The 24,358-nt window shown below is 72.7% G+C and carries 22 protein-coding genes; 14 read left to right on the top strand and 8 right to left on the bottom strand.

The window, feature by feature from the left end:
* The first annotated feature begins 133 nt into the window (after positions 1-133).
* The 4 genes from ACZ6Q9_RS23345 to ACZ6Q9_RS23330 all read left to right on the top strand — a co-directional run bounded on the left by ACZ6Q9_RS23345 (position 134) and on the right by ACZ6Q9_RS23330 (position 4,476).
* Entirely contained in the window at positions 134-1,114 is a 981-nt protein-coding gene (locus ACZ6Q9_RS23345) for a LacI family DNA-binding transcriptional regulator (protein WP_393263385.1), read from the top strand.
* 26 nt (positions 1,115-1,140) lie between these two features.
* Positions 1,141-2,391: a sugar ABC transporter substrate-binding protein gene (locus tag ACZ6Q9_RS23340; RefSeq protein WP_396829549.1), complete on the top strand. Its 1,251-nt coding sequence runs from the start codon at positions 1,141-1,143 to the stop codon at positions 2,389-2,391.
* Between the two features lie 67 nt (positions 2,392-2,458).
* Entirely contained in the window at positions 2,459-3,586 is a 1,128-nt protein-coding gene (locus tag ACZ6Q9_RS23335; protein WP_393456729.1) for a carbohydrate ABC transporter permease, read from the top strand.
* Positions 3,583-4,476: a carbohydrate ABC transporter permease gene (locus ACZ6Q9_RS23330; RefSeq protein ID WP_393263380.1), complete on the top strand. Its 894-nt coding sequence runs from the start codon at positions 3,583-3,585 to the stop codon at positions 4,474-4,476. The genes ACZ6Q9_RS23335 and ACZ6Q9_RS23330 overlap by 4 nt, the downstream gene beginning before the upstream one ends.
* Before the next feature lie 135 nt (positions 4,477-4,611).
* On the opposite strand, the gene ACZ6Q9_RS23325 is transcribed toward ACZ6Q9_RS23330, so the two are convergent.
* Both ACZ6Q9_RS23325 and ACZ6Q9_RS23320 read right to left on the bottom strand, forming a co-directional pair.
* Positions 4,612-6,282, bottom strand: coding sequence for a golvesin C-terminal-like domain-containing protein (locus ACZ6Q9_RS23325; RefSeq protein ID WP_396829548.1), 1,671 nt, complete (start codon positions 6,280-6,282; stop codon positions 4,612-4,614).
* A gap of 125 nt (positions 6,283-6,407) precedes the next feature.
* Positions 6,408-7,625: an MFS transporter gene (locus ACZ6Q9_RS23320; RefSeq protein WP_396829547.1), complete on the bottom strand. Its 1,218-nt coding sequence runs from the start codon at positions 7,623-7,625 to the stop codon at positions 6,408-6,410.
* A 65-nt stretch (positions 7,626-7,690) separates the two neighbouring features.
* Between ACZ6Q9_RS23320 and ACZ6Q9_RS23315 the strand changes: the two genes are divergently transcribed.
* Positions 7,691-8,683, top strand: coding sequence for a helix-turn-helix domain-containing protein (locus tag ACZ6Q9_RS23315; RefSeq protein WP_396829546.1), 993 nt, complete (start codon positions 7,691-7,693; stop codon positions 8,681-8,683).
* A 34-nt stretch (positions 8,684-8,717) separates the two neighbouring features.
* On the opposite strand, the gene ACZ6Q9_RS23310 is transcribed toward ACZ6Q9_RS23315, so the two are convergent.
* Positions 8,718-9,503 carry a DeoR/GlpR family DNA-binding transcription regulator gene (locus ACZ6Q9_RS23310; protein WP_396829545.1) on the bottom strand — a complete coding sequence of 262 codons (786 nt, stop codon included), beginning with the start codon at positions 9,501-9,503 and terminating at the stop codon, positions 8,718-8,720.
* A 154-nt stretch (positions 9,504-9,657) separates the two neighbouring features.
* Here ACZ6Q9_RS23310 and ACZ6Q9_RS23305 point away from each other — a divergent pair, with 154 nt between their 5' ends.
* The 9 genes from ACZ6Q9_RS23305 (at position 9,658) to ACZ6Q9_RS23265 (ending at position 19,122) form a co-directional block, all read left to right on the top strand.
* Positions 9,658-10,557 (top strand): SIS domain-containing protein, encoded by a 900-nt coding sequence (locus ACZ6Q9_RS23305; protein ID WP_396829544.1) that lies wholly within the window; start codon positions 9,658-9,660, stop codon positions 10,555-10,557.
* The gene (locus ACZ6Q9_RS23300; protein WP_396829543.1) at positions 10,554-11,501 is read left to right on the top strand and encodes a 1-phosphofructokinase family hexose kinase; all 948 of its coding nucleotides are present in this window, start codon (positions 10,554-10,556) and stop codon (positions 11,499-11,501) included. The genes ACZ6Q9_RS23305 and ACZ6Q9_RS23300 overlap by 4 nt, the downstream gene beginning before the upstream one ends.
* Positions 11,479-12,345 carry a class II fructose-bisphosphate aldolase gene (locus ACZ6Q9_RS23295; protein ID WP_396829542.1) on the top strand — a complete coding sequence of 289 codons (867 nt, stop codon included), beginning with the start codon at positions 11,479-11,481 and terminating at the stop codon, positions 12,343-12,345. Before ACZ6Q9_RS23300 ends, ACZ6Q9_RS23295 begins: the two co-directional genes overlap by 23 nt.
* A gap of 182 nt (positions 12,346-12,527) precedes the next feature.
* Complete coding sequence (locus tag ACZ6Q9_RS23290; protein ID WP_396829541.1) at positions 12,528-13,733, top strand: macrolide family glycosyltransferase; 1,206 nt, start codon at positions 12,528-12,530, stop codon at positions 13,731-13,733.
* 84 nt (positions 13,734-13,817) lie between these two features.
* The gene (locus ACZ6Q9_RS23285; protein ID WP_350710685.1) at positions 13,818-15,320 is read left to right on the top strand and encodes a B12-binding domain-containing radical SAM protein; all 1,503 of its coding nucleotides are present in this window, start codon (positions 13,818-13,820) and stop codon (positions 15,318-15,320) included.
* A gap of 347 nt (positions 15,321-15,667) precedes the next feature.
* On the top strand, positions 15,668-16,261 hold the full coding sequence (locus ACZ6Q9_RS23280; protein WP_393456707.1) for a hypothetical protein: 594 nt from the start codon (positions 15,668-15,670) through the stop codon (positions 16,259-16,261).
* A 10-nt stretch (positions 16,262-16,271) separates the two neighbouring features.
* On the top strand, positions 16,272-16,832 hold the full coding sequence (locus tag ACZ6Q9_RS23275) for a copper resistance CopC family protein (protein ID WP_393456704.1): 561 nt from the start codon (positions 16,272-16,274) through the stop codon (positions 16,830-16,832).
* Positions 16,833-16,904: 72 nt separating this feature from the next.
* A complete protein-coding gene (locus ACZ6Q9_RS23270; RefSeq protein WP_393456701.1) occupies positions 16,905-18,398 on the top strand; it encodes an RNA-guided endonuclease InsQ/TnpB family protein in 1,494 nt (497 codons plus the stop codon).
* A 151-nt stretch (positions 18,399-18,549) separates the two neighbouring features.
* Entirely contained in the window at positions 18,550-19,122 is a 573-nt protein-coding gene (locus ACZ6Q9_RS23265) for an SRPBCC family protein (RefSeq protein ID WP_393270285.1), read from the top strand.
* A 40-nt stretch (positions 19,123-19,162) separates the two neighbouring features.
* Here the strand turns inward: ACZ6Q9_RS23265 and ACZ6Q9_RS23260 are convergent, their stop codons facing one another.
* The 5 genes from ACZ6Q9_RS23260 to ACZ6Q9_RS23240 all read right to left on the bottom strand — a co-directional run bounded on the left by ACZ6Q9_RS23260 (position 19,163) and on the right by ACZ6Q9_RS23240 (position 24,356).
* The gene (locus ACZ6Q9_RS23260; protein ID WP_396829540.1) at positions 19,163-20,503 is read right to left on the bottom strand and encodes a cytochrome P450; all 1,341 of its coding nucleotides are present in this window, start codon (positions 20,501-20,503) and stop codon (positions 19,163-19,165) included.
* Complete coding sequence (locus tag ACZ6Q9_RS23255) at positions 20,500-21,930, bottom strand: NDP-hexose 2,3-dehydratase family protein (RefSeq protein WP_396829539.1); 1,431 nt, start codon at positions 21,928-21,930, stop codon at positions 20,500-20,502. Before ACZ6Q9_RS23255 ends, ACZ6Q9_RS23260 begins: the two co-directional genes overlap by 4 nt.
* A gap of 80 nt (positions 21,931-22,010) precedes the next feature.
* Positions 22,011-22,277: a MoaD/ThiS family protein gene (locus ACZ6Q9_RS23250; RefSeq protein ID WP_357458789.1), complete on the bottom strand. Its 267-nt coding sequence runs from the start codon at positions 22,275-22,277 to the stop codon at positions 22,011-22,013.
* A gap of 2 nt (positions 22,278-22,279) precedes the next feature.
* A complete protein-coding gene (locus ACZ6Q9_RS23245; RefSeq protein WP_396829608.1) occupies positions 22,280-23,170 on the bottom strand; it encodes a formylglycine-generating enzyme family protein in 891 nt (296 codons plus the stop codon).
* A 115-nt stretch (positions 23,171-23,285) separates the two neighbouring features.
* Positions 23,286-24,356 (bottom strand): methyltransferase, encoded by a 1,071-nt coding sequence (locus ACZ6Q9_RS23240; RefSeq protein WP_396829538.1) that lies wholly within the window; start codon positions 24,354-24,356, stop codon positions 23,286-23,288.
* Between the last annotated feature and the right edge of the window lie 2 nt (positions 24,357-24,358).

Here is a 24,358-nt window from a genome sequence, read left to right as displayed (position 1 = left end):
ACGGACCGATGTCTTGACAGGCGGTCCTCGGGCGGTGCAAAGTGCGAAACATTCCTGGAACTTGAACGATCCAATCTTGCCGTACGGGGCTTGGATCGTTCAAGACGGCGAGAGGCATGAAATGGCCGAAAAAGTGACCATCGCGACCGTGGCCCGGCGCGCCCGGGTCAGCCGGCAGACCGTGTCCAACGTGCTCAACGCCCCGCACATCGTGCGCGAGGAAACCCGACTGCGCGTGCAGGAGGCGATCGCCGCCCTGGGCTACCGGGCCAACCAGGCAGCCCGGCAGATGCGCACCGGCCGGTCCCGGCTGATCGCGGTCCGCATCGAACCCACCCGGGACGGGATCAACGGCTCCGTGCTCGACCGGTTCCTGCACGGCCTCACCGAGACCGCCGAGACCGCCGGCTACCGGATCATGCTCTACACCGCCACCGACGTCGACCGCGAGATCGTCGCCTACGACGACCTGCTCGGCGCGTACGACCTCGACGCCTTCGTGCTGACCGGCACCGACCACGGCGACCCGCGGACGGCCTGGCTCGCCCGACGTGGCGTGCCCTTCGTGACCTTCGGCCGGCCCTGGGACGCTCCCGACGCGCACCCCTGGGTCGACGTCGACGGCGCCGCCGGCACCGCACAGGCCACCGCCTACCTGCTGGCGGCCGGTCACCGGCGGATCGCCTTCGTCGGCTGGCCGACCGGTTCCGGCGTGGGCGACGACCGCCGCGCCGGTTGGCACGCGACCCTGGCCGCCGCGGGGGTCGACCCGAGCGGGCTGGACCGGGAGACCGTGGACGGCATCGCCGAGGGCGGGCAGGTCGCCCGGGAGCTGCTCGGCGGCGCCGCGCCCCCGACCGCCCTGGTCTGTGCCAGCGACTCCCTCGCCCTGGGTGCCCTTCAGGCAGTCCGGGCCGCCGATCCGGCCGTGCCGGTGATCGGCTTCGACGACACCCCGGTCGCCGCCGCGATCGGGCTGAGCAGCGTCAGCCAACCCCTCGGCGAGGCCGCGGCCCGCTGCGTGGACCTGCTCACCGCCGTCCTCGACGGGCCCCACCGGGCCCCCGACCACGTGTTGCTCCAGCCCTCACTGGTCCTGCGACACACCGCCTGACCCCCGTCCCCCACCAGGAGAACCAGATGGCACCTCGATCCCTCACCCGGACGGCTGTGGCCGGCATCGCCGCCGTCACCCTGCTCGCCTCCGCCGCCTGTGGCAGCGGCTTCGACGACTCCTCCGGCGACACCCCACAGTCCAGCGGCCCGGCCAACCTGCAGATCCTGATCGGGTCCTCGGGCGATGCCGAGACCAAGGCCGTCCAGGAGGCCGCGGCGAAGTGGGCGTCGTCGTCGGGCAACCAGGCCACGGTCACCCCGGCCCAGGACCTCACCCAGCAACTCGGCCAGGCCCTCGCCGGCGGCACCCCGCCGGACGTCTTCTACGTCGACGCCGCCCGGTTCGCCGACTACGCCAGCGTCGGGGCGCTGGAGCCGTACGGCGACAAGATCAGCAACCCGGACGACTTCCACGAAAGCCTGCGCACCACCTTCACCTACGACGGCAAGCTCTACTGCGCGCCGAAGGACTTCTCCACCCTCGCCCTCCAGATCAACACCGACCTGTGGGCCAGGGCCGGCCTCACCGACGCGGACGTGCCCACCACCTGGGACCAGCTCACCGCCACCGCCCAGAAGATCAAGGCCAAGGGCCTCGTCCCGCTCGCCCTCGGCGACACGCGGGACCGCATCGGCGCGTTCATGGTGCAGAGCGGCGGCTGGCTGATGAGCAAGGACGGCAAGCAGGCCACCGCCGACACCCCGGAGAACGTGGCCGCCCTCCAGTACGTCAAGAAGATGCTCACCGACGGCCTCGCCCGCTACCCGAAGCAGCTCGACGCCGGCTGGTCAGGCGAGGCGTTCGGCAAGGGCAAGGCCGTCATGACCATCGAGGGCAACTGGATCAAGGGCGCCCTGCAGAACGACTTCCCGAACGTGAAGTACAAGGTCGTCGAGCTGCCGGCCGGCCCGAAGGGCAAGGGGACGCTCTCCTTCACCCAGTGCTGGGGCGTCGCCGCCAAGAGCAAGCACAAGGAGCAGGCGATCAGGTTCGTCGAGGCGATGACCTCCGGCGAGCAGCAGATGTCCTTCGCCAAGGCGTTCGGCGTCATGCCGTCCCGCCAGTCCGTGCGCGACCAGTACACCAGCACCTTCCCGGCGGACAAGCCCTTCATCGACGGCGCCGCGTACGCCCAGGGACCGGTGAACGCCCCCAAGATGGACAGCGTCCTCAGCGACCTCGAAGCCGGCCTCCAGGGCCTGGCCGCCGGGGACCCGAAGGCCGTGCTGGCCAACTTCGACAAGAACGCCAAGGCGGCGCTCGGCGGCAACTGAGGTGCACCGCGGGAGCGCCGCCGGCCGGCGGCGCCCCCGCGGTCACCCACGAGTCGAAGGAGGGGAGATGGCAACCGAAGCACTGGCGGCGCCCGCCGCCGCGACCGCGGGCCCGCCCCGTCGTCCGGGCCGCGGCGTCCGGAGCGGGGAGAATCTCGCCGGCTGGCTCTTCGTGGCGCCGGTCATCGTCATCCTCGGGCTGTTCATGCTGCTGCCGATCCTGATGGCGTTCTGGGTGAGCCTGACCGACTGGAACGGCCAGGGCAGCCCGTTCACCGCCGACGTCCCGTTCGTCGGCACGGAGAACTACACCCGGCTGTTCGCCGAGGACGGGCTCGCCCGCCGGGACCTGATGACCAGCATGCGGAACAACATCTACTACGTGGCGATCGTCGTGCCGGCGCAGACGCTGCTCGCCCTCGGGCTCGCGCTCGTGGTCAACAACCGGATGCTGAAGGGGAAGGCGTTCTTCCGGACCGCGTTCTACTTCCCGTCGGTGACCAGTTCGGTCGCGATCAGCGTGGTCTTCCTGTTCCTGTTCGCCAACTCCGGCGCGGTCAACAACCTGCTGGGCGTCTTCGGCGTCAACGGGCCGCAGTGGTTCGCCGACTCGCGCGGGGTGCTGCACCTGCTCCTCGGCGCGGTCGGCGTGGACGCCGCGCCCGCCGCCCTGACCGGCGGCGGCCCCCTCGGGTTGAGCTGGTGGGAGTGGCTCTCCGGGCCGAGCGTCGCGATGATGTCGATCATCGCGCTGGTGGTCTGGACGACCTCCGGGACCTTCATGCTGATGTTCCTCGCCGCGCTGCAGGGCGTCCCGGTGGCGCTCGACGAGGCGAGCACCCTCGACGGCGCGACCCGCTGGCAGCGGTTCCGGCACGTCACCCTGCCGCTGATCAAGCCCACCACGTTCCTGGTGCTCACCCTCGGCCTGATCGGCTCCTGGCAGGTCTTCGACCAGGTGTACGTGATGAGCCAGGGCGAGCCGGCGAAGACCACGCTCACCCCGGCCTACCTGTCGTACCGGACCGCGTTCCGGGACTTCGAATACGGCTCCGGTGCCGCGATCTCGTTCGTACTGTTCCTGATCATCATCGTGCTCACCCTGGTCCAGCGCCGGGTGATGGCCGACCGGGACGTCGAGGGCCGTCGGCGCGGCTGGCGGCGTCGCCGCGTACCGGAAGGGGGCGGCAGATGACCGCGCTGACCGACCGGCCGCCGGTCGCGGCGGCGCCCGCCCGCCGCGGCGGCCCCGCCGCCCGCACCCTGGCCACCCGCTTCCTGGGGTACGCCGTTCTGGTCTTCTTCGGACTGGTCTTCCTCTACCCGTTCGTAATCCAGATCGGCAACTCGCTCAAGACCGAGCCCGACGCGGCGGCCAACCCGCTCTCGCCGATCCCGGACCCGCTGACGCTGGCCGGCTTCGAGCGGATCTTCGCCGGCACCAACTTTCCGCTCTGGCTCGGCAACTCGCTGCTCGTCACCGTGCTGGTCACCCTCGGCCGGGTCTTCTTCGCCTCGCTCGCCGGCTACGCGCTGGCCCGGCTGCGCTTCCGCGGCCGTCGCGGCCTCTTCGTCGCGATCATCGCCGTGATGGCGGTGCCCCCCGTCGTCCTGCTGATCCCGAAGTTCCTGGTGCTCAACCAACTGGGCATGTACAACAGCTACGCCGGGCTGATCGTGCCGTTGCTCGCCGACGCGGCCGGCGTGTTCATCATGAAGCAGTTCTTCGAGTCCGTCCCCGTCAGCGTGGAGGAGGCGGCCCGCATCGACGGCGCGAGCATCTTCCGGACCTTCTGGTCCGTGGTGCTGCCGATGGCGAAGCCGGCACTGATCACGGTGACGATCCTGTCCTTCCAGGGCTCCTGGAACGAGTTCCCGCACAGCCTGGTCGCGGTGCAGGATCCCGGCCTGTTCACCCTGCCGCGAGGCCTGGCCGACCTGGTCAGCGGCTCGCTCGGCAAGGGCACCCAGTACCCGCTCAAGCTGGGCGCGGCGCTGCTGGCCACCATCCCGGTGGCGATCATCTTCGTCGTCTTCCAGCGCTACTTCGTGCGCGACGCCAACGAGGGGGCCGACAAGGTCTGACGCGGGCGTGGCCACGCGCGTCCGTGGGCGAGGTCGGCGCAGGCGACCTCGCCCACGGACCGACGGCCCGCCCCCTGGGCGCCCCGCCGGTCCACCGACACAGGTCGGCGGACCGACGGGTCGCCGCGACCTGCCTCAGGCGCGGGTGATGCGGACCGCGTCGGCGACGACGTAGCCCGTGCCGCTGGTCCACCGGCTCACGCCGACCTTGTCGCCGTCGCCGGCGGCCAGCGTGAACACGCCGAGCGACACCCACCGGCCGCCGTTGAGGCGCTGGTTGACCCGCACCGACTGGTTGCCGCCGGTGGTGGCCACGATGTACGGGGTCGAGTCGTTGTAGCCGGAGGCGGCGGGGTACCAGACCGAGACCTCGTACGCGCCGGTCTCGGGCAGGTTCGCCTTGTACCAGGCCACGTCGCTGGCGGAGACCGGGTCGGCGAACCGGTAGTCGGGACCCATCCGCTGGCTGGAGTAGGTCGAGGTCCCCCAGTTCGCGCTCGCCGTGAACCGACCCGCGGTGGTGTTGTCGACCGTGACGCTGAACTCCTGCGGCGGCGTGGTCCCGGCCGAGACGTCGAGGTAGTCGCGGTCGATGTAGATCCGCACCCCGCCCCAGGTCTCGTAGCTGTCCCCGGTGTACTGGTGGATCCGCTGACGGTTGGCGTAGTGCCCGTCCGGGCAGTAGCTGCCCGCGTCGGTGTCCGCCACGCCGTTCCACCAGCCGAAGAAGAGGTGGTCGACGCGGGTGTACCGGGGGTCGTCGTAGGCGGCGCACAGGTCTCGGACACCGGAGGAGCCGCTGGAGTACATGCCCGAGAGGTAGCCGAGCGCGTGGAGCCGTTCGGTCCAGCCGGACAGGTACGAGAGCACCGCCGCCTTGCACGACTCGCTCGTCGGGTAGTGCTCGATGTCGTTGTAGATCACGCTTCCGGCGGGGATGCCCAGCGCGCCGGCCGCGTTCACGGCGCTGGCCGCCCGGGTGGCGCCCTGCGACCGGGCGGTGGCCGGGTCGTACGACATCTTCGGCGTGCGGGTGCCGCACGGGGCCTGGTAGTCCAGCTCGATGGGGATCAGGTGCCAGCCCTTGTTGGTCTGGTTGGTCACCCAGGTCGCCGTCAGGTTGGCCTGGGTGCAGGACCGGCTGGCGCCGCTGATGTAGATGCCGACCGCACGGTACGGCGAGCTGTTGCGCCACGCGTCCATGGTCGACTGGGCCGGGGCGGTGCACGTGTCGAAGCCCTTGCCGGTGTAGGTGCCCGGCTGCGGACCGGCCGCCGCCAGCGGTGCCACCGGGGTCGGCCCGGCGGTCGTGCGCGCGGGGTCCAGGGGCACCGGCGTGGCGCCCCGACCGAGGCTGGCGGAGGCCAGGATGCGGCGGACCGACGCCTCGGTGTCCGGCGTGTGGGCGGCCGTGACGAGGACGCCGGCGTCGCGTACCGCGACCTGGATGGTGCCGTCGCGCGACAGTGGGGCGTCCACGGTCGCCCGGCCGCTCGTCGTGACGGCGGTGTCCGCCGTGAGGCGGTCGGCGGTGACGGCGTCGATCGGTTCGATGACGAGTCCCGCCGTGCGCCCGACCAGGCCGGAGGGGCACCAGGGCTCGTCGCCGGGGTGGCCCAGGTAGACGGTGGGCCGGTCGAACCGGACGCAGGCGTGGGGGTCCTCGGCCAGGTCGACGACCTGCCAGCCGGCGGGCACCGCCACCTGGTAGCCGCGGTAGCTGACGGTCCGGTCCTCGGTGGGGGCCGCCCAGGTCGGGGTCACCGCCCCCACCGAACCGACGATGGCGACCGTGAGGCTCGCCATGATCCTTCTTATCGTCATCGAAGCCTCACTGTGGGGGAAGAATTTTGCCGGCAGGTGAACGGCCTTGCAAAATTTCTACCAGTCGCGGGCGGGTATAGCCAGAGACCTGTCTCGATGCTTGACCTTCAACGTGGCGGGGAGAGGACCCGCCACAGCGCCAGCGTCGCCGCGAGCGACGCGCCACCGGCCAGCGCCATCACCGCGCCCGGAAGGAGGACGTCGCTCAGGGCGCCGCCGGCCGCGGCGGCCAGGCCCTGGGCCGCCATCAGGCCGGCGCCGAGCAGCCCGAAGGCCTGACCGCGACGGGCCTCCGGAACGGCGTCGAGGAACCGCTGGGCCAGACCGAGCTGGTAGGCGAAGCCCGCGGTGGCCACCGCGAAGAGGGCCGCCGCCGGCCACAGGCCCGGCCGGGCCGCGAAGACCAGCACGGGTACGCCGAGCAGCAGCGCGAGCCAGGGTGTCCACGCCTCCCGGCGGGCGGGGGCGACGAACCGCCCGACCAGCAGGTTCCCGACGAGCATCCCGGATGCGGCGGCCATCAACAGCACGCCCGCGCTGGCGTCCGGCCCGAGACCGGCGGCGTACGGCACGGCGACGCCCTCCGCCCCGACCAGCAGCGAGCCGGGCAGCCACTGGGCCAGCAGCAGCCCGCGGATCCGCCGGTCGGCGAGCAGCGCCCGGTTGACCCGCCAGGTCTCCCGGACCGCCCCGGAACCGTCCCGCCCCGCCCGGGGCGGTCGCGCCGCGAGCCCGGCGCGGACGAGCAGGGCCGAGACGGCACACGTCGCGGCGGCCACCCACAACGCGCCGTACGGGCCGATCCAGCCGAGCAGGAGCCCGCCGAGGGCGAACCCGGCCACCTGGGTGCCGCCCGCCGCGACGGTGAGCAGGGACCGTCCGAGCACGTACGTGTCGCCCGGCAGCACCTCCGGCAGCAGCGCCGAGCGCGCGGCGCTGCCGACCGGGGCCAGCAGGCCGACGGCCGCGGCCAGGACCAGCATGACTGCCGGGGAGAGCGCGCCGAGGGCGAGGACCACCACCAGGGCGAGCCGGAGCAGGTCGTACCCGACGATCACCGCGCGCGGAGGCCACCGGTCGGCGAGCGCGAGCATGAACAGCCCACCCAGCGCGTGGGGCAGGAACCCGGTCACGTACGCCAGGGCGGCGAGCAGCCCCGAGCCGGTGCGCTCGTAGACGAGCACGGACAGGGCGAGCATCTTCACCGTCTCGCCGATCATGAACACGCCGAAGCTGCCGAGGAGCACCCGGAACTCGGCGACGGCGAAGGCGTCCCGGTAGGCGGCGGGTCGCCCGGCGCCGGCTCTGGTGGAGGTGGTGGTCACCCGGGCATCGTGCGGGCCGTTCCGGTGGCCGGCCTATCCTTTCGCTGTCGGACGAAAGGTGCGGTGTGCGGATCGAGGTGACCCTGGCCGACGTGGCGGCGAGCCGCTACGCCATCTCCCCGCTGGGCGAGGCGGTGGCCGCGCTGCGGCTCTGCGCCGGGCAGAACCCGGCCTCCGTGCTGGCGCCGTGGGTGGCCCGGGCGCGACCGGGATACCAGCGGCTGCGGCGGGAGTTGCCGGCGGTGGGCGCGCTGCTGGCGTTGCTGCGCCGCGGCGGCTACAACGCGGACTTCATCCAGCCACCACCGGACGGCACCGGGCGGGACTTCGCCGACGAACTGGCCGTGGTACGGGCGACCCCGCTCGCGCAGGCCCGCGGCGAACTGGCCCGCAACCTCGCCGGTCCACGCGGCACCCCACCGGCGTACGCGCGCCGGATCTACGACTCGCCCCACGTGGTGGACCTGCTCGCGGACGCGATCGAGGCCGCCTGGGCGACCCTGGTCGAGCCGGACTGGCCCCGCCTGCGCGCAGTCCTCGAACGGGACCTGCTGCACCGGGCCGGCCGGCTCCTCGCGTACGGCTGGGGGGCCGCCGTCGCCGACCTGGACCCCCGGTTGCGGTGGGCGCCCGGCGGGGCCGTCGGGGCGATCGAGGTCGCCGACGGCGACCCGGGCGTCCGCCGACTGGGCGGCCGGGGCCTGCTCTTCGTCCCCACGGTCTTCGGCACCATGATCACCTACGTCGACCCGCCGTGGCCGTTCGCCGTCGTCTACCGAGCCTCGGGGGTGGCGGAACTGCTGGGGCCGCCCGACCCGGCCCGGCCGGAGGACGCGCTGGACCGGCTGGTCGGACAGGGGCGGGCGGCGGTGCTGCGGGCGCTGGCCGCGCCCGCCACCACCAGCCAGCTCGCCGCCCAGCTCGGGGCCAGCCTGGGCGGGGTGGGCGGCCATCTGGCGGTGCTGCGCGACGCCGGGCTGGTCGCCCGTGCCCGCACCGGCCGCACGGTGCTCTACCGGCGCACCCCGCTGGGTGAGGCGCTCGCCGGGCGGGGGTGAACAGGGTTCGGCGCACCTCCGTTGACGCGGCCGGTCAGGCCCGCACCACGGTCACCCCGGCCTGGGTCAGGAGCGCCGCCTGCTCGTCGTCCGCGCCGGTGTCGGTGACCAGCGTGTCGATCTCGCCGAGGGTGCAGATGCGCGCGAACGCGCGACGGCCCAGCTTCGAGCCGTCCGCCACCACGATCGCGCGGGCCGCGGTGGCCAGCATGGTGTGGTTGACGGCCGCCTCGCCGTCGTGGTGCGCGCTCGCCCCGTGCCGGTGGTCGATCGCGTCCACCCCGATCACCGCGACGTCCAACGCCACCCCGTCGAGCATCGTCGCGGCGATGGGACCGACCAGCTCGTACGAGTGGGGCCGGGCCGTCCCTCCCGTGAGGACCACCCGGATGTGCGGGCGGACGATGAGCTCGTTGGCGATGTTGAGCGCGTTGGTGACCACCGTCAGCGCCGGTGTGCGGCCGTCGGTGGCCAGGTCGGCGCGCAGGGCCAGGGCACGGGCGACCTCGGTCGCGGTGGTGCCGCCGTTGATGCCGACGGTGGAGTGCGGGGCGATCAGCGCGGCGGCGGCCTCGCCGATGCGCTGCTTCTCCGGCGCGTGCCGGCCCGCCTTGTAGCGCAGCGGCAGGTCGTAGGTGACGTTGCTCGCGGCGGCGCCACCCCTGGTCCGCGTGACCAGCTGCTGGGCGGCGAGCTCATCGAAGTCGCGGCGCACCGTCGCGCCGCTGACCCGCAGCGCTGCGGCGGTCGTCTCGATGTCCAGCTGGCCCTGCTCGGCCAGCATCTCGAGCAGCCTGTTCCACCGTTCGTAGCGGTTCATCTGTCGCGCACTCCGGTCCCTGGACGCATCCGGCGGGTAACCCTATCGGCTCGCCCGCCGTGCCCGGCCCACCTTGACCGGTGCCACTCGTCGTCGTAGCGTCCTGCAACAAGTTGCAAAATTTCGGCACTTTTATTGCATGAGGTGGCAGTCGATGGCGTACATCACCGAGGAGATCACGTCGCAGCCGGAGTCGTGGTCGCGAGCCGAGAGCCTGGCCCGGTCGTCGGCCGTGACCGCGGCGCTGCCCGCACCCGGTGAGCGGGTCGCCGTCGTCGGGTGCGGCACGTCGCTGTTCATGGCGCAGTGCTTCGCCGCGCTGCGGGAGTCCGCCGGCAGCGAGACCGACGCCTTCGCGGCTTCGCAGTTCCCGCACCACCGCCGCTACGACCGGATCGTCGCCCTGACCCGGTCCGGGACCACCACCGAGGTGCTCCGCCTGCTCGCCGACCTCCCCGCCGGCCAGCGGTCCACCGTCGTCACCGCCGTCCCCGACGAGGCGGCCACGCGGCTCGCCGACCGGTCCGTGGTGCTGGACTTCGCCGACGAGCGGTCGGTCGTGCAGACCCGGTTCGCCACGACGGCGCTCGCGCTGTGGCGCTGCGCCGTCGGTGCCGGACTGGGCACCGCGGTCGACGACGCCCGCGCGGTCCTGGCCGCCCCCGTCGACCCGGCGCTGCTCCACCGCCGGCAGTTCACCTTCCTCGGCACCGGCTGGTCGGTCGGGCTGGCGCACGAGGCGGCCCTGAAGCTGCGCGAGGCCGCGCAGGCGTGGGCGGAGTCGTACCCCGCGATGGAGTACCGGCACGGCCCCATCAGCGTCGCCGACGCCCAGTCGGCGGTGTGGATCCTCGGGCCGACGCCGGACGGCCTGCGGGAGGACGTCGCCGCCACCGGAGCCATGGTGGTCCAGTCCCCGGCGGACCCGATGGCGCAGCTGGTCGCCGCGCAGCGGCTCGCCGTCGCGGTCGCCAACCGCAAGGGCCTCGACCCGGACCGGCCGCGCCACCTCACCCGGTCCGTCGTGCTGCCGGTGACCGCGAGCCGACCGTGATCCTCGCGGTGTGTCCCAACCCGGCGATCGACGTCACCTACACGGTGCCCGAGCTCGTTCCCGGCACCTCGCACCGGGTCACCACGACGCGGTGCCGGGCCGGGGGCAAGGGGGTGAACGTGGCGCGCGTGCTGTCCCTGCTCGGCGCCCCGACCCGACTGCTGGGCCTGGCCGGCGGCACGACCGGCGAGACCATCCGGGAGGAGCTGCGCGACGCCGGCATCCCGGCCGACCTCACCACCGTCGGCGGCGAGTCCCGGCGCACGGTCACCGTGGTGTCCCCGAAAGCGGCGACCGTCCTGAACGAACCGGGCCCCGTCGTCACGGCGGCCGAGTGGGGCGCCTTCACCGAACGCTTCGACGACGCCGTCGCGTCCGCGGCGGTCGTGGTGCTCTCGGGCAGCTGCCCGCCCGGCGTGCCGGTCACCGCGTACCGCGACCTCACCGTCGCGGCCCACTCGGCGGGGGCGGTCGTGCTGGTCGACGCGGCGGGGGCCACGCTGCACCACGCGCTCACCGCACGCCCCGACGTGGTCAAGCCCAACGCGGACGAGATCGCCGACATCGTCGGGGCCGCGCCCCGCACCCGGGCGGAGGCGGTCTCCGCCGCGTACCGGCTGGGCGACCTGGGAGCCGGGGCCTCGGTGGTCTCCCGCGGTGCCCGGGGCTTCGTCGCCGTCGCCGGCGGGACCGCGTACGAGGTGCGCGCGCCGGAGACCGTGCTCGGCAACCCCACCGGCGCGGGCGACGCCCTGGCCGCCGTCCTCGCCCAGGGACTCGCCACCGGGCAGCCGTGGCCGCGGACCCTCGCCCGGGCCGCCGCGATCTCGGCCGCGGCCGTCGTCTCGCCGTACGCCGGGGACTTCGACGCCCCCACGGCGGACCGGCTGCTCACCCACGTCACCGTCGAGGAGGTCACCGATGCCGCTCGCCGCCACCGCTGAACTGGTCGCCGCCGCCCGCGCCGCCGGCACCGGCGTGCTGGCCTTCAACGTCATCACGCTCGAACACGCCCAGGCGATCGCCGCCGGTGCCGCCGCCGCCGACCGCCCGGCGATCCTCCAGATCAGCCAGAACGCGGTGCGCTACCACGCCGGCGTGCTGCCGATCGCCGCCGCGGCGGCCGAGGTCGCGCGCCTCTGCCCGGTCCCGCTCGGCCTGCACCTCGACCACGTGGAGGACGTCACGCTGCTGCGCCAGGCGGCGGACGCCGGATTCAGCTCGGTGATGTTCGACGCCGGCGCGCTGCCGTACGACCACAACGTCGCGGCCACCAGCGCCGCGGCGACCTGGGCCCGCGAGCAGGGCCTGTGGCTGGAGGCGGAGCTGGGCCACGTCGGCGGCAAGCCGGGAGCGCCGGCCAGCGCCCACCTCGCCGGAGTCCGCACCGACCCGGAGGAAGCGGCCCGCTACGTGGCGGAGACGGGCGTCGACGCGCTCGCCGTCGCCGTCGGCAGCTCGCACACGATGACCACCCGGACGGCGACGCTGGACCAGGAGCTGATCGTGGCGCTGCGCGAGGCCGTCCCGGTGCCGCTGGTCCTGCACGGGTCGTCCGGCGTGCCCTTCGGGGAGCTGCGGGCCGGGGTCGGCAACGGCATCGTCAAGGTCAACGTCGGGACGGCCCTCAACGTGGCGTTCACCGGCGCGGTCCGGGCCGCGCTCGCCACGGACGGCTCGGTCGACCCCCGGCGCTACCTGAGCGCCGGCCGGGAGGCCATGACCGCCGCCGTCGCGGAGCTGCTCGCCGTGCTTCCGGAGCCGTCCGGGGCGCCCGCCCTCGGCTGAACCACCGGATCTTCCGACATAGCGGCTCCTCGATCCATTGTGCTATATATGTTTAAAGCCTTGGCCCCTCGTCGTGTCGTCGTCGCCCTTGTCGGCGGGCGCGGCCAGGCCACAGTGGAGCCAGCGCTCCGCGCGCAACCGCCGCGTTGCCAACGCCGAGACGACCAGCCGGGAGTGAGCCCATGCGCCAGCGTCACATCCTCTTCGCCAACGTCCAGGGTCACGGTCACGTCTACCCGTCGCTCGGCCTCGTCAGCGAGCTGGCCCGGCGGGGGCACCGCATCACGTACGTGACGACCCCGTTGTTCGCCGACGAGGTCAAGGCCGCCGGCGCCGAGGTCGCGCTGTACAAGTCCGAGTTCGACACCTTCCACGTGCCCGAGGTCGTCAAGCAGGAGGACGCCGAGACGCAACTGCACCTGGTTTACGTCCGGGAGAACGTGGCCATCCTGCGGGCCGCCGAGGAGGCGATGGGGGACAACCCGCCCGACCTCGTCGTCTACGACGTGTTCCCGTTCATCGCGGGGCGGCTCCTGGCCACCCGGTGGAACCGGCCGGCCGTACGCCTCACCGGCGGCTTCGCCGCGAACGAGCACTACTCGCTGTTCAAGGAGCTGTGGAAGAGCAACGGCCAACGCCACCCGGCCGACGTGGAGGCCGTGCACTCGGTGCTGGTCGACCTGCTCGGGCAGTACGGCGTCGACACCCCGGTCAAGGAGTACTGGGACGAGATCGAGGGCCTCACCATCGTCTTCCTGCCGAAGTCGTTCCAGCCCTTCGCCGAGACCTTCGACGAGCGGTTCGCGTTCGTCGGGCCCACCCTCACCGGCCGTGACGGCCAGCCCGGCTGGCAGCCGCCGCGGCCGGACGCGCCGGTGCTGCTCGTCTCGCTCGGCAACCAGTTCAACGAGCACCCGGAGTTCTTCCGCGCCTGCGCGCAGGCGTTCGCCGACACCCCCTGGCACGTGGTCATGGCGATCGGCGGCTTCCTCGACCCGGCGGTGCTGGGCCCCCTGCCGCCCAACGTCGAGGCGCACCAGTGGATCCCGTTCCACTCCGTGCTCGCGCACGCGACGGCGTGCCTGACGCACGGCACCACCGGAGCCGTGCTGGAGGCCTTCGCCGCGGGCGTCCCCCTGGTGCTCGTGCCGCACTTCGCGACCGAGGCCGCCCCGTCCGCGGAGCGCGTCATCGAGTTGGGCCTGGGCTCCGTGCTGCGGCCGGACCAACTCGAGCCGGCCAGCATCCGCGAGGCCGTGGAACGGCTCGCGGCCGACTCCGCGGTCCGGGAGCGCGTCCGCGAGATGCAGCGCGACATCCTCTCGGCCGGTGGGCCGGCCCGGGCGGCGGACGAGGTCGAGGCGTACCTGGAGCGGGTCGCGCCCTGACCATCCACTTGACATATCGATGCCGATTTCAGTCTCCGTCGTCGTGGTCCTTGTTTCCACTTCAAAACTAGGTAGTATTTCGCCATGGGTCTTCGTGACGTCAGCGTGCTGCTGCTGTACCCGCCGAACCAGACCGCCCCCGGCACGGTGTGCAAGCCGAACGGATCGCTCGCGTACCCGAACCTGGGCGGAGCCCTGCGGGAGCACGGCGTGCACGTCCGCGTCTTCGACGCCTGCGTCGGCGAGGGCGCCGACCCGCTCGACGAGATCTTCGCCAACCCCACGCCGCTGCCCAGCGGGTTCCTCCGCACCGGCGTCAGCGACGAGCGGATCCTCGAGGTGGTGAAGGACCACGACATCGTCGGCATCACCTCGATCTTCACCGACCAGGAGACGATGGTCCTGCACTGCGCGCGGCTCATCCGGGCGGCCTACCCGGAGAAGCTCCTCGTCACCGGCGGGGTCAACGCGCGGTCGCGGCTGCCGCAGTTCTTCGGGGCGGGCTTCGACGTGGTCTGCCTGTCCGAGGCCGAGCACACGATCATCGACATCGTCGAGGCCGTACGACGGTCGGCGCACCCGAGCTTCGCCGACATCCACGGCGTCGCCTTCCTCGACGACGGGCGGATCCGGATGAACCCCGCGCGGGCGCAGGACGTCGTGTGGGACCTGGACACCCTGCCCATGCCGGCCTGGGACCTGCTGCCCAACGAGCGGTACTGGACCATCGCCCGGCCGCACTCCGGCCTCTTCGAGCCCGGCGCCGAGCTGCGGTACGCGACCATGATGACCTCGCTCGGCTGCCCGTTCCACTGCGCGTACTGTCACATCGCCGGTGAGCAGGAGGGGAGTCCCAGCGGCCCGATCGGCAAGTTCCGCGTCAAGTCGGACGACCGGGTGCTGGCGGAGATCGAGACGCTGAAGAACCTGGGCGTCGACAACGTGTTCATCGAGGACGACTCGCTCCTGGGCGACAAGCGGCGTGGCCTCCGGCTGCTCAAGAAGATCCAGGGCGCGGGCGTGACGATCTGCGACCTCAACGGCATTAACCTCATCCACCTGCTCAAGCGCTGGAAGCCCGACCACGAGGTCCTGGAGGCGATGGCCGACGCGGGCTTCACGCAGATCAACATGCCCTTCGAGTCGGGCAACCTGCGGATCATCCGCAAGTACGCGAGCAACAAGCTCAACATCGAGAAGGCCGACCTGCCCGGGCTGATCGTCGCCATGAAGGAGTACGGCTTCCAGATCTACGGCAACTACATGATGGGCTACCCGGACGAGACGCTGGAGGAGATCGAGACGACCATCCAGCTCGCCAAGGAACACGTCTCCTACGGGCTGGACGCCGCGAACTTCTTCCTCGTCGTACCGCTGCCCGGCGCGCCGTTGTTCGACATGGCGATCGCGGGCGGCCACATCAGCCCCGACTTCGACCCGGACACGATGAACATCTACCGGGCCAACATGACGGGCACCCTGGTGCCGGCGGAGGTCCTGGAGGAGTTGCGCCACCGCGCCTGGGACGAGGTCAACTCTCCGACCTGGAAGAACGCCAAGAAGGCGTGGGCGGCGACGGTCAGCTGACCGCCCGTACCGTCCACTCCTCCTGAGCCTTCCGATCACCGGCTACCTGGGCACCGACGACCCGACCTGCGCCACCGCGACGGTGAACGCCTGGGCCGAGCTGACCACCGGTGGCTTCACGCTGGAGACCTTTCCCGGTAGCCACTTCTACCTGGCGTCGGAGCAGGAACGCCGGCTCGCCGCGGTGACCGCGCGGCTGCGCTCACGGTCCGCCCCGCCGGGTCCCGGCCCGATTCCACGACGCCCTCACCTCTGCCGGCGTACTCAGCGCAAGCTCAGAGTCACGCTGCGGTCGTCACGCCTCTAGCGTTGAGGGGACACCTTCCGGTGTGGAGTCTGGAGGATCCATGGCAACCGCTACGAGCAACGCGTCACCCGGCCTGATGGCGTCACTCAACGGCAGGTTCCACCGCACGGCGCTCACCCTGTACATGGCGGTGGTCGTCGCGCACTGGGCGGAGCACCTGGTGCAGGCGTACCAGATCTGGGTGCTCGGTTGGCCGCGGCCGGAGGCGCGCGGCGTGCTGGGGATGCCGTTCCCCTGGCTGGTCAGTTCCGAGTGGATGCACTACGGCTACGCCATCGTGATGCTGATCGGCCTGTTCATGCTGCGGTCCGGGTTCACCGGCCGCTCCCGGGCCTGGTGGATGGTGGCCCTGGCCCTGCAGTTCTGGCACCACATCGAGCACGCGCTGCTGCTCGTGCAGGCCCACAGCACCTTCCGGCTGCCGGGCGCGGCCGAGCCGACCAGCCTGCTCCAGCTGATCGTGCCTCGGGTGGAGCTGCATCTGTTCTACAACTCGGTGGTCTTCCTCCCGATGCTGATCGCCATGTACCTGCACCTGCGTCCGAACGCCGCGGAGCGGGCCGCCGCGACGTGCTCCTGCGTGCACCGGGCCGGTGCGCCGACGTGGCGCCAGCCCGTGGCCGCCACCGACTGACCCCGCCGTCATGTCGAGCACGAGACGGATCTACGCCGGCGCCGCCCTCACCGTGGCGGCGCTGGTGGCCGTCCTCGCCCTCGCCGGCCGGATCGACTCGCCGTCCACCGCCGCGTCGAAGGTCGAGGTGGTCTCGGTCGAGCCGGCCGACGGCGCCGTCCTGTCGGGCGCGCCGACCGCGGTACGGATCCGGGTCGACGGCCGGCCGGACCTCGCCGGATCCCACATCTCCGTCTACGACGCGGACCGGTCCCTGCTCAACCAGGGGGCGCTGACGGCCGTCGGCCGCGACGGCCTGACCCAGGCGGTGCGGGTCACCGGGTCCGGTGAGATCGCCGTCGCGTACCACGTGGTCACCGGCGACGGTCGGGACGCCTCCGGCATCGCCCGGTTCACGGTGGGCGCGGCGGGCGGGGCGGCTGCCCCGCAGCCGGAGCCCCCGGCGCCGGCCCACGCCCACGGGATCGACCCGGTCGGCGCCGCCCTGCTCGCCGTCGACGGTCTCGCGCTCCTCGCCGTGCTCGTGCTGCTCGCCCGGCGCCGCTCCCGCGTCGACCGCGACATCGCCTGATCCCGCGACCCCGTCGCGGCCCGCCCGCCCGGGTGGCCTGCCCGCGCCGGTCAACTCTCCGGGTCCCGCCCGGTGGCACCCGTCTCGGACCACTTCCAGGGCCCGCCCGGCCGCGCCCGCCCACCGCGCGTCCGGTTCGCGTGGCGTCGTCCTTCCCGAGGCCCCCGCCGCCCGGGCCGCCGCCCGGGCCGGCCCTGGCGGTCGCTCGCCGTTCGGGGGCAGCGCATCGTCGATCACCGCCCCGTCGCGCCGCCTTCACCGGATCACCGCCAGGATGCCCCGTCCTTCAGGGCGGGGAGGAATGGCGGACGCAGTGTCAGCCATGACTGTCCCTTCTGGTATGACTGGTCCCTGTGCCGGACGGCGTACAGGTGTCGGGCTTACCCGACGCCGGAGCAGGCGGCGGTGTTGAACCGCACGTTCGGGTGTGTGCGCGTGGTCTGGAATCGCACTCTCGCTGCCCGTCATGCTCGTTGGCACACCGAGCGGAGATCCACTTCCTACGCGGAGACGGATCGGGCGTTGACGGAGATGAAGAAGCAGCCCGATCTGGCGTTTCTGGGTGAGGTGTCGTCGGTGCCGTTGCAGCAGACCCTGCGGCACCAGCACACCGCCATGATGGCGTTTTTCGCCAAGCGGGCCCGGTATCCGCGGTACAAGTCGCGGCACGGCCGCCAGTCCGCCAGTTTCACCAGGTCGGCGTTCCGATTGCGTGGCGGGAACCTGTCGTTGGGGAAGACGCCGGGTGTGCTGCGGTTCGTGTGGTCCTGGCCGGACCTGGACGTGGCGGGGTTGGGTCCGACGATGGTGACGGTGTCGCGTGAGGCGGACGGCCGTTGGTTCGTGACCTTCGCCGTCGACATTGAGGCACCCGCCGCACCCGAACCCCCCGGCGAGGTGGTGGGCGTGGACCTCGGTCTGACCGACTTCGCGGTGTTGTCCACCGGCGAGCGCATCCCCCACCCGAGGCACATGGAGCGTCGGGAGCGTCGGTTGAAGCGCTACCAGCGGATGCTGGCCCGCCGGCAGAGGGGCTCGGCCAACCGCGCAAAGGCCAAGCGGAAAGTCGCGCGGGCGCATTCGCGGGTACGTGACGCGCGCCGGGACTTCCTCCACCAGCAGTCCACCGCCCTGGTGCGCCGGTTCGCGGCCATCGCGGTGGAGGATCTGGCGGTGGCGAACATGGTCCGCAACCGCTGCCTGGCCAAAGCGATCTCGCGTACCGGCTGGGCCGAGTTCCGTACCCTGCTCGCCTACAAGGCGCACCGCGACGGCCGTACCCTCGCCGTGGTGGATCGCTGGTTTCCGTCGTCGAAGACGTGTTCGGCGTGCGGGCACCTGCTCGCCCAGCTTTCCCTCGGCACACGGCATTGGTCGTGTCCGGGTTGCGGCACCCGGCATGACCGGGACGTCAACGCCGCCAAGAACATCGCTGTCGCGGCCGGGCTGGTCGAGACACAAAACGCCTGCGGAGCGGACGTCAGACACGAGGGGGAACCTCCTTTCGTGCGGTCTGCGGTGAACCAGGAACCCCAACTCGTGAGGGTGGGAATCCCCCGCTTTTAGGCGGGGGAGGATGTCAAGTCACCCGCTCGTGTGGTGCGGACGCGCGGCGGGCACAAATCGGACGTTAGGTAAGTCATGGCTGCTAAAGTCCTCGACGTGCGGGCCGGACCGGCTCCGTTGGCACCACGCACCAGCAGGAAGGCCATGTGGCATGAACAAGACGTCCGACGTCGTCAGGGACACCGAGCGCGAGTTGCGCGATCACCCCAGCGGCATGAACGCCCTGGTGGTCCGGCGCAGCTACGACGCCTCACCGGAGGAGCTGTGGGACGCCATCACCGATCCCGAGCGCCTGGTGCGCTGGTTCCTGCCGATCTCCGGCGACCTGCGGGTCGGCGGGCGCTTCCAACTGGAGGGCAACGCCAGCGGCGAGATCCTGCGGTGCGAGCGGCCGAACACGATCGGCCTGACCTGGGAGTCGAGTGACGGCAGCAGCGAGGTCGAGCTGCGGCTCACGCCGGCGGGGGACGCCACCGTCCTGGAGTTGGAGCACGCGCCGGTGCCGGCCGAGATCATCCCCAACGCGGCGCCGGGGGCGTGGGGCATCGGCGCCGGCTGGGAGATGAGCCTGGTCGCGCTGGACGACTACCTCGCCGGCACGCTGCCCGAGGGCCGCGCGGTCGACTGGATCGCCACGGCGGGCCCCGAGGACATGGCGGCCGCGTCCGAGTCGGCCGAGCGGATCAGCCAGGCGTGGACGACGGTGATCGCCCAGCGACGCTGACCCCGGGCGCGGTCCCACCCCGGGCCGCGGGTGCGTCGACTCACCAGGCGACCGGCAGCGCGTACAAGCCGAAGATGTTGCCGTCCTCCTTGAGCGGCAGGTCATCCACGTCCACGGTCAGCCGCAGCCCGGGCAGCCGCCGGACCAGCCGGCGCAGCGCGACGTCCAGTTCCAGCCGGGCCAGGTGCTGGCCGGGGCAGATGTGGCGTCCGTAGCCGAAGGCGAGGTGGTGGCGGGCGTCGCGGTCCGGGTCGAACTCGTCCGGGCGGTCGAACGCTGCCGGGTCCCGGTTCGCGGCCTGGCCCAGCGCCACCACCCCGTCCCCGGCCCGGATGGTCACCCCACCGATCGTCACGTCGGCGGTGGCGGTGCGCGCGGTCGCCGCCTCGACGACGGTGAAGTACCGCAGCAACTCCTCGACGGCGGCGGGGAACCGGCCCGGCTCGGCGCGCAGGCGGGCGAGCCGCTCCGGATGGGTCAACAGGGCCAGCACGCTCAGTGAGATCATGTTCGACGTCGTGACGTGCCCGGCGACGAGCAGCACGAAGGCCATGCTCACCACGGCCTCGTGGTCTAGCTCGCCGGCCGCGCGCTGCGCGGCGAGCAGCCGGCTGAGCACGTCGTCACCGGGGTGCCGCTCCTTGTCGGTCACCACGCCGTCGAGGAGGTCGCGGATCTCGCGGGCGCACCGGGCCCGCTCGTCCGCGGGCGCGCCGCGACTCAGCATCCGGGTGGACCGGCGTTCGAAGAACGCGTGTTCGCCGTACGGCACGCCGAGCATCTCGCAGATCACCCGCGACGGCACCGGATAGCTGAACGACGGCACCAGGTCGGCGCTCGACCGCCCGGCCGTCATGGCGTCGAGGTGCTCGTCCACCACCCGCTCGACCAGCGGCCGCAGCTGGCGCACCCGCCGCGCGGCGAACTCGTCGACGATCTGGCGGCGGGCCGCGGTGTGCTCCGGCGGGTCCATCCAGTTCAGCGGGGGGCGGAAGTTCTCGAACGAGGCCTGCCGCTGGCTCTCCGTGGTCGGCGCGAACCGCGGGAAACCGGCCCGGCGCCGGTCCGCGCTCATCCGTGGGTCGCCGAGCACCTGCTTGACGTCGGCGTACCGGGACACCACCCAGGCCGTGTTGCCGCCGAGCATGGGCAGCCGGGCGACCGGCTGTTCGGTCCGCAGCCGGGCGTACTCGGCCGGCGGGCCGAACGGGCACCGGCGAGGCAGCGGAAACGCATCGATCCCGGCCGCGTTCCCGGCCGGCCCGGCGGCCACAGCCGGCTCGGGCGCCGCCGGCTCGGGCGTGACCGGCGGTCCGGGCGTGACCGCCGGCCCGGGTGGGACCGGCCGGCCGCCGTCGGGCCGGTCGTCGCGCCCGGTCATCGCAGCGCCCGCAGGCAGAGCAGGAGGCTGCGCGCCTCGATGTTGACCTGGTAGCTGAAGGCCGCCACGGCGGTCAGCTGGCGCAGGGTCAGCCAGGTGTAGTCCGGCGGTGTCGCGGTGGGGAAGTCCGGGCCGACCTCCACCACCATGTGCCGGGTCACCGCGTGGTGGAACCGCCCGCCCTCCTCCGACTGCAGCACGTCGTAGTGCACGCGTACCTCGTCGGAGAGGACCAGGTCGAGGTACTCCGGGCGGCCGTCCCAGGCCGGGCCGGTGAAGTTGTCCGGGGTGCACTGCACGGTCGGCCCCAGCTCGACGGTGTCCCGGTAGCCGGGCCGCAGATCGGCGTGGGTGAGCGCGTGCAGCACGCCGTCGATGCGTCGGACGACGAACGCCACCAGACCCGTCCCGCACGGCGCCAGCAACGGCTGGCACCACTGCGCCACCTCCCGGTTGCTGGCCCGCACCCGTCGGCCGACGATGCGGAAGAACCGGCCGGAGCGGTGGCGGATCTCGTCGTCGGTGCGGTACCAGTCCCGCACCTCGCGCAGCGGGACCTGCCGGGTCGTCAGGGTGGGACCGGCCTTGTTGGCGGTCAGCCAGTTGCGGACCTCGAGCAGCGGTTGCCACGCGCCGTCGGTCAGCGAGGACTCCGCCACCGCGGCGCCGATCGTCCCGGCGTCGGCGGCGTCGTCGCGGGCGACGGCGTGTCCCGGCAGGCAGGACAGCACGGTACGGGCGTCCATGTTGACCAGGTTCGGCCGGTGCAGCAGGTCGTGGATCTGGCCGAGGGTCAGCCACACGAAGTCCTCGTGCGGTGCCACCCCGTCGGTGACCTCGACGATGATGTTCCGGTTGCGCTTGCCCCGGAACCAGGAGCCCTGCTCCGACTGGAGCACGTCCACGAGGACCCGGCCGCGCCCCGGTTCCAGGAAGTACTCCACGTAGCGGGACCGGGCGCCGCGGTGCGTGCGCTGGTAGTTGCTCGGGGTGGACTGCACGGTGGGGGAGAACTGGACGCCGTTGACGTTGCCCGGCTCCATCTTGGCCTGCATGAGGAAGTGCAGCACCCCGTCGATCTCCCGGGCCAGGATGCCGAGGATAGCCCGGTCGGGCTGGTGGATGATCGGCTGCCACCACTCGCCGACCGGCCCGCGGTCGGTCCGCACGTGCAGGCCCTCGACGCTGAAGAACCGGCCGCTCTCGTGCACCAGGTCGCCGGAGTCGGGCGCGAAGTGCCAGCCGGTCAGGTCGGCGAACGGCACCTCGGTGACCTCGAACGGGTTCGCCCGCTGTCGCTGCGCGAGCCAGGCCGCCAGCCGGCCGGCCGGGCGGGGGCGGTGCCGGGCCGACCGGGCCAGCCGGCGAGCGAGGTCGTCACGGTCGGCCCGGGGGCCGGGTCGGGCGTCGGTGTGCGGCAGGAGCATGCTTCCTCCCTGACGGGGACGCGCTCGGCGGGACGCCGGTGGCCGGACGCCGGGTCGGGACCGGGCGTCCGACCGGTGGGTCAGCCCCCGGCCAGCGGCGGGACGATGGCGACCGTGCTGTCGGACCGGGCGGTCACCCGGGACCGGTCCGCCTTCTCGACGAGGTCCCCGTCGAGGTAGACGTTGTAGTAGGTCAGCGGCTCGCCCGTGTCGTCGAGCAGCCGGCGGCGGTAGACGGGGTACGTCTCGACGAACTCCCTGATGACGTCCCGCACGGTGCCCTCGCGGCACTCGAAACTCTTCTGCCCCCGGTGGGCCCAGCCGGCCGACAGCAACACCGTGACCATCGCTACCTCCCGTTGTCGTCGACGTCGGGGACCGCCGTGACGTCACGCGCACAACGGAAGCCGAGAGCGAAGTTGGACCATCCGGTCGGGTCCCCGTACAACCGTTCCGCGCACCGCACCTGGTAGCGGAAGTTCATCCAGGAGCCGCCCCGGACCACCCGGAAACGCCCCATCACCAGGTGGATCGTCGGGTCGCACCGGGTGGTGGGCGAGTAGAGGTGCGCCACCGTGGACGTCCACTCGTAGACGTTGCCGGTCATGTCGGCGCACCCGTCGACGCTGTCGCCGCGCGGGGAGAACGCGCCGACCGGCGTGGTCTGCGGCATCGGCCCCTGCGCGGCGTGGATGGCCCTCCACCAGGTCCGCCAGGCGTCCAGGTCGCCGAGCGCCCCGGCCGTGTGCTCGGCGGTGTTGGCGTTCCGGCTGTCCCAGGTGTCGCCCCAGGGCCAGAGCCGGTACGACGGGCCGGTGGCGGCCCGCTCCCACTCCGGCTCGGTGGGCAACCGCCGGCCCACCCAGCGCGCGTACGCCTCGGCGTCGGCGAAGGAGATGTGCACCACGGGGTGGTCGTCGCGGTTGCGGACGCCGCTGCCGTACCCGGCCGGGCGGTGCCAGCAGGCGCCCTCGCGGATCTCCCAGTACTGATCGCCGTAGACCATGCTGCCGCCGGCCCGTTCGGCGGACGTGACGTAGCCGGTGCGGGAGACGAAGGCGGCGAACTGGGCGACGGTCACCTGGTGCCGGTCGATGAGGTAGTCGGGCAGGGTGACCGGCACCTGCGGTGTCTCGTCGGTGAACCAGTCCCGGGGGAACGCCTGGCCCTCGCTCTCCAGCCAGTCCAGCGTCCGCTCGGGCGAGCCCTGGAGGAAGGTCCCGCCGGGGATCCGGACCATGTCCTCGGGGGTCGCCTCCGGCGCGGGCCGGGCGGCGTCGGGGCCGAGGCGGGGGTCGGTCGGCCGCCGGACGCCGTCCAGGTCGGCCAGGCCGTCGCCGATGCGCGCCATCGCCTCAGCTCCCGCCCGGCCCGCCGGCGGGGGTCGGCGCCGCCTCCAGGATGCCGATGACGCTCGGCGCCGGGCAGGGCGTGACGGACTCCAGCCGGAAGCCGGCCGCCCGCAGCAGCTCGCGGAACTCCGCGATGGTGCGCTCGCGGCCGCCGTGACAGACCATCATGTTCAGGTCGTTCATGACCACCTGCGCGACGCTCGGCGCCGTCGTGACGGTCGTCGGCATCAGCGACTCGATGAGCACCACCCGGCTGTCGGGTCGTACCGCCCGGCGGACGGTCCGCAGCACCTCGACGCACTGCTCGTCGTCCCAGTCGTGCAGCACGCTCTTGAGCACGTAGGCGTCCGCGCCCGGCGGCACCGAGACGAAGAAGTCACCGGCCTCCACCCGGCACCGGTCGGCCACGCCCTGCTCGGCGACGGTGCGCGCCGCGTCGGCCACGCCGTCGGGAGTGTCGAAGACCGTGCCGCGCAGGTGCGGGTGCGCCGTGAGCACCCCGGCGAGCAGGGCGCCGCTGCCGCCGCCCACGTCCACCACCGTGCGCAGGTCGCCGAAGTCGTACGCCGACAGCAGCGTGGGCACGAACGCCCGCGAGCCCTCGGCCATGGCCGCGTTGAACGCCGCCTGCCGCTGCGGGTCCGCCATCAGGTGGTCGAAGCAGCTCTGGCCGTGCACGTGGTCCCACGCCACCTCACCGGTGCGTACGCTGTGCTCGAGGTGTCCCCACGCGGCCCAGCTCTCCGGCCCGGACAGCAGCAGCACCAGCTCCCGCATCGACCCGGTCACGTCCGCCCGCAGCACCTCGCCCTGCTCGGTCAGGGCGAAGGTGCCCGGCGCGGGCTCGTCGAGCACCTCCAGGAAGACCAGCGCCCGCAGCAGCCGGCGCAGCGACGGGGCGTCCGCGCCGGTGGCCGCCGCGAGGTCGACGACGTCCCGCGCGCCGTCGGCGAGCAGGTCCGGTATCCGCAGCCGGACCGCCACGTGCAGCGTCTGCGCCGTGAAGAACCCGTAGATCAGCTGTTGCATCCGGTGCCGCAGCCCGGGCCGGGCGTCGGTCGTGGTGAGTTCCATGG

Source organism: Micromonospora sp. NPDC049139 (genome assembly GCF_055586845.1).
The sequence above is the reverse complement of the archived record's forward strand: the minus strand, read 5'-3'. Positions and strand labels throughout refer to the sequence as shown.

Bases quoted from the DNA above. Each gene is read 5' to 3' on its own strand.
- ACZ6Q9_RS23340 (WP_396829549.1), top strand. From the start codon at position 1,141: ATGGCACCTCGATCCCTCACCCGGACGGCTGTGGCCGGCATCGCCGCC.
- ACZ6Q9_RS23335 (WP_393456729.1), top strand. From the start codon at position 2,459: ATGGCAACCGAAGCACTGGCGGCGCCCGCCGCCGCGACCGCGGGCCCG.
- ACZ6Q9_RS23330 (WP_393263380.1), top strand. From the start codon at position 3,583: ATGACCGCGCTGACCGACCGGCCGCCGGTCGCGGCGGCGCCCGCCCGC.
- ACZ6Q9_RS23325 (WP_396829548.1), bottom strand. From the start codon at position 6,282: ATGGCGAGCCTCACGGTCGCCATCGTCGGTTCGGTGGGGGCGGTGACC.
- ACZ6Q9_RS23310 (WP_396829545.1), bottom strand. From the start codon at position 9,503: ATGAACCGCTACGAACGGTGGAACAGGCTGCTCGAGATGCTGGCCGAG.
- ACZ6Q9_RS23305 (WP_396829544.1), top strand. From the start codon at position 9,658: ATGGCGTACATCACCGAGGAGATCACGTCGCAGCCGGAGTCGTGGTCG.
- ACZ6Q9_RS23295 (WP_396829542.1), top strand. From the start codon at position 11,479: ATGCCGCTCGCCGCCACCGCTGAACTGGTCGCCGCCGCCCGCGCCGCC.
- ACZ6Q9_RS23290 (WP_396829541.1), top strand. From the start codon at position 12,528: ATGCGCCAGCGTCACATCCTCTTCGCCAACGTCCAGGGTCACGGTCAC.
- ACZ6Q9_RS23285 (WP_350710685.1), top strand. From the start codon at position 13,818: ATGGGTCTTCGTGACGTCAGCGTGCTGCTGCTGTACCCGCCGAACCAG.
- ACZ6Q9_RS23280 (WP_393456707.1), top strand. From the start codon at position 15,668: ATGGCAACCGCTACGAGCAACGCGTCACCCGGCCTGATGGCGTCACTC.
- ACZ6Q9_RS23275 (WP_393456704.1), top strand. From the start codon at position 16,272: ATGTCGAGCACGAGACGGATCTACGCCGGCGCCGCCCTCACCGTGGCG.
- ACZ6Q9_RS23265 (WP_393270285.1), top strand. From the start codon at position 18,550: ATGAACAAGACGTCCGACGTCGTCAGGGACACCGAGCGCGAGTTGCGC.
- ACZ6Q9_RS23260 (WP_396829540.1), bottom strand. From the start codon at position 20,503: ATGACCGGGCGCGACGACCGGCCCGACGGCGGCCGGCCGGTCCCACCC.
- ACZ6Q9_RS23255 (WP_396829539.1), bottom strand. From the start codon at position 21,930: ATGCTCCTGCCGCACACCGACGCCCGACCCGGCCCCCGGGCCGACCGT.
- ACZ6Q9_RS23250 (WP_357458789.1), bottom strand. From the start codon at position 22,277: ATGGTCACGGTGTTGCTGTCGGCCGGCTGGGCCCACCGGGGGCAGAAG.
- ACZ6Q9_RS23245 (WP_396829608.1), bottom strand. From the start codon at position 23,170: ATGGTCCGGATCCCCGGCGGGACCTTCCTCCAGGGCTCGCCCGAGCGG.
- ACZ6Q9_RS23240 (WP_396829538.1), bottom strand. From the start codon at position 24,356: ATGGAACTCACCACGACCGACGCCCGGCCCGGGCTGCGGCACCGGATG.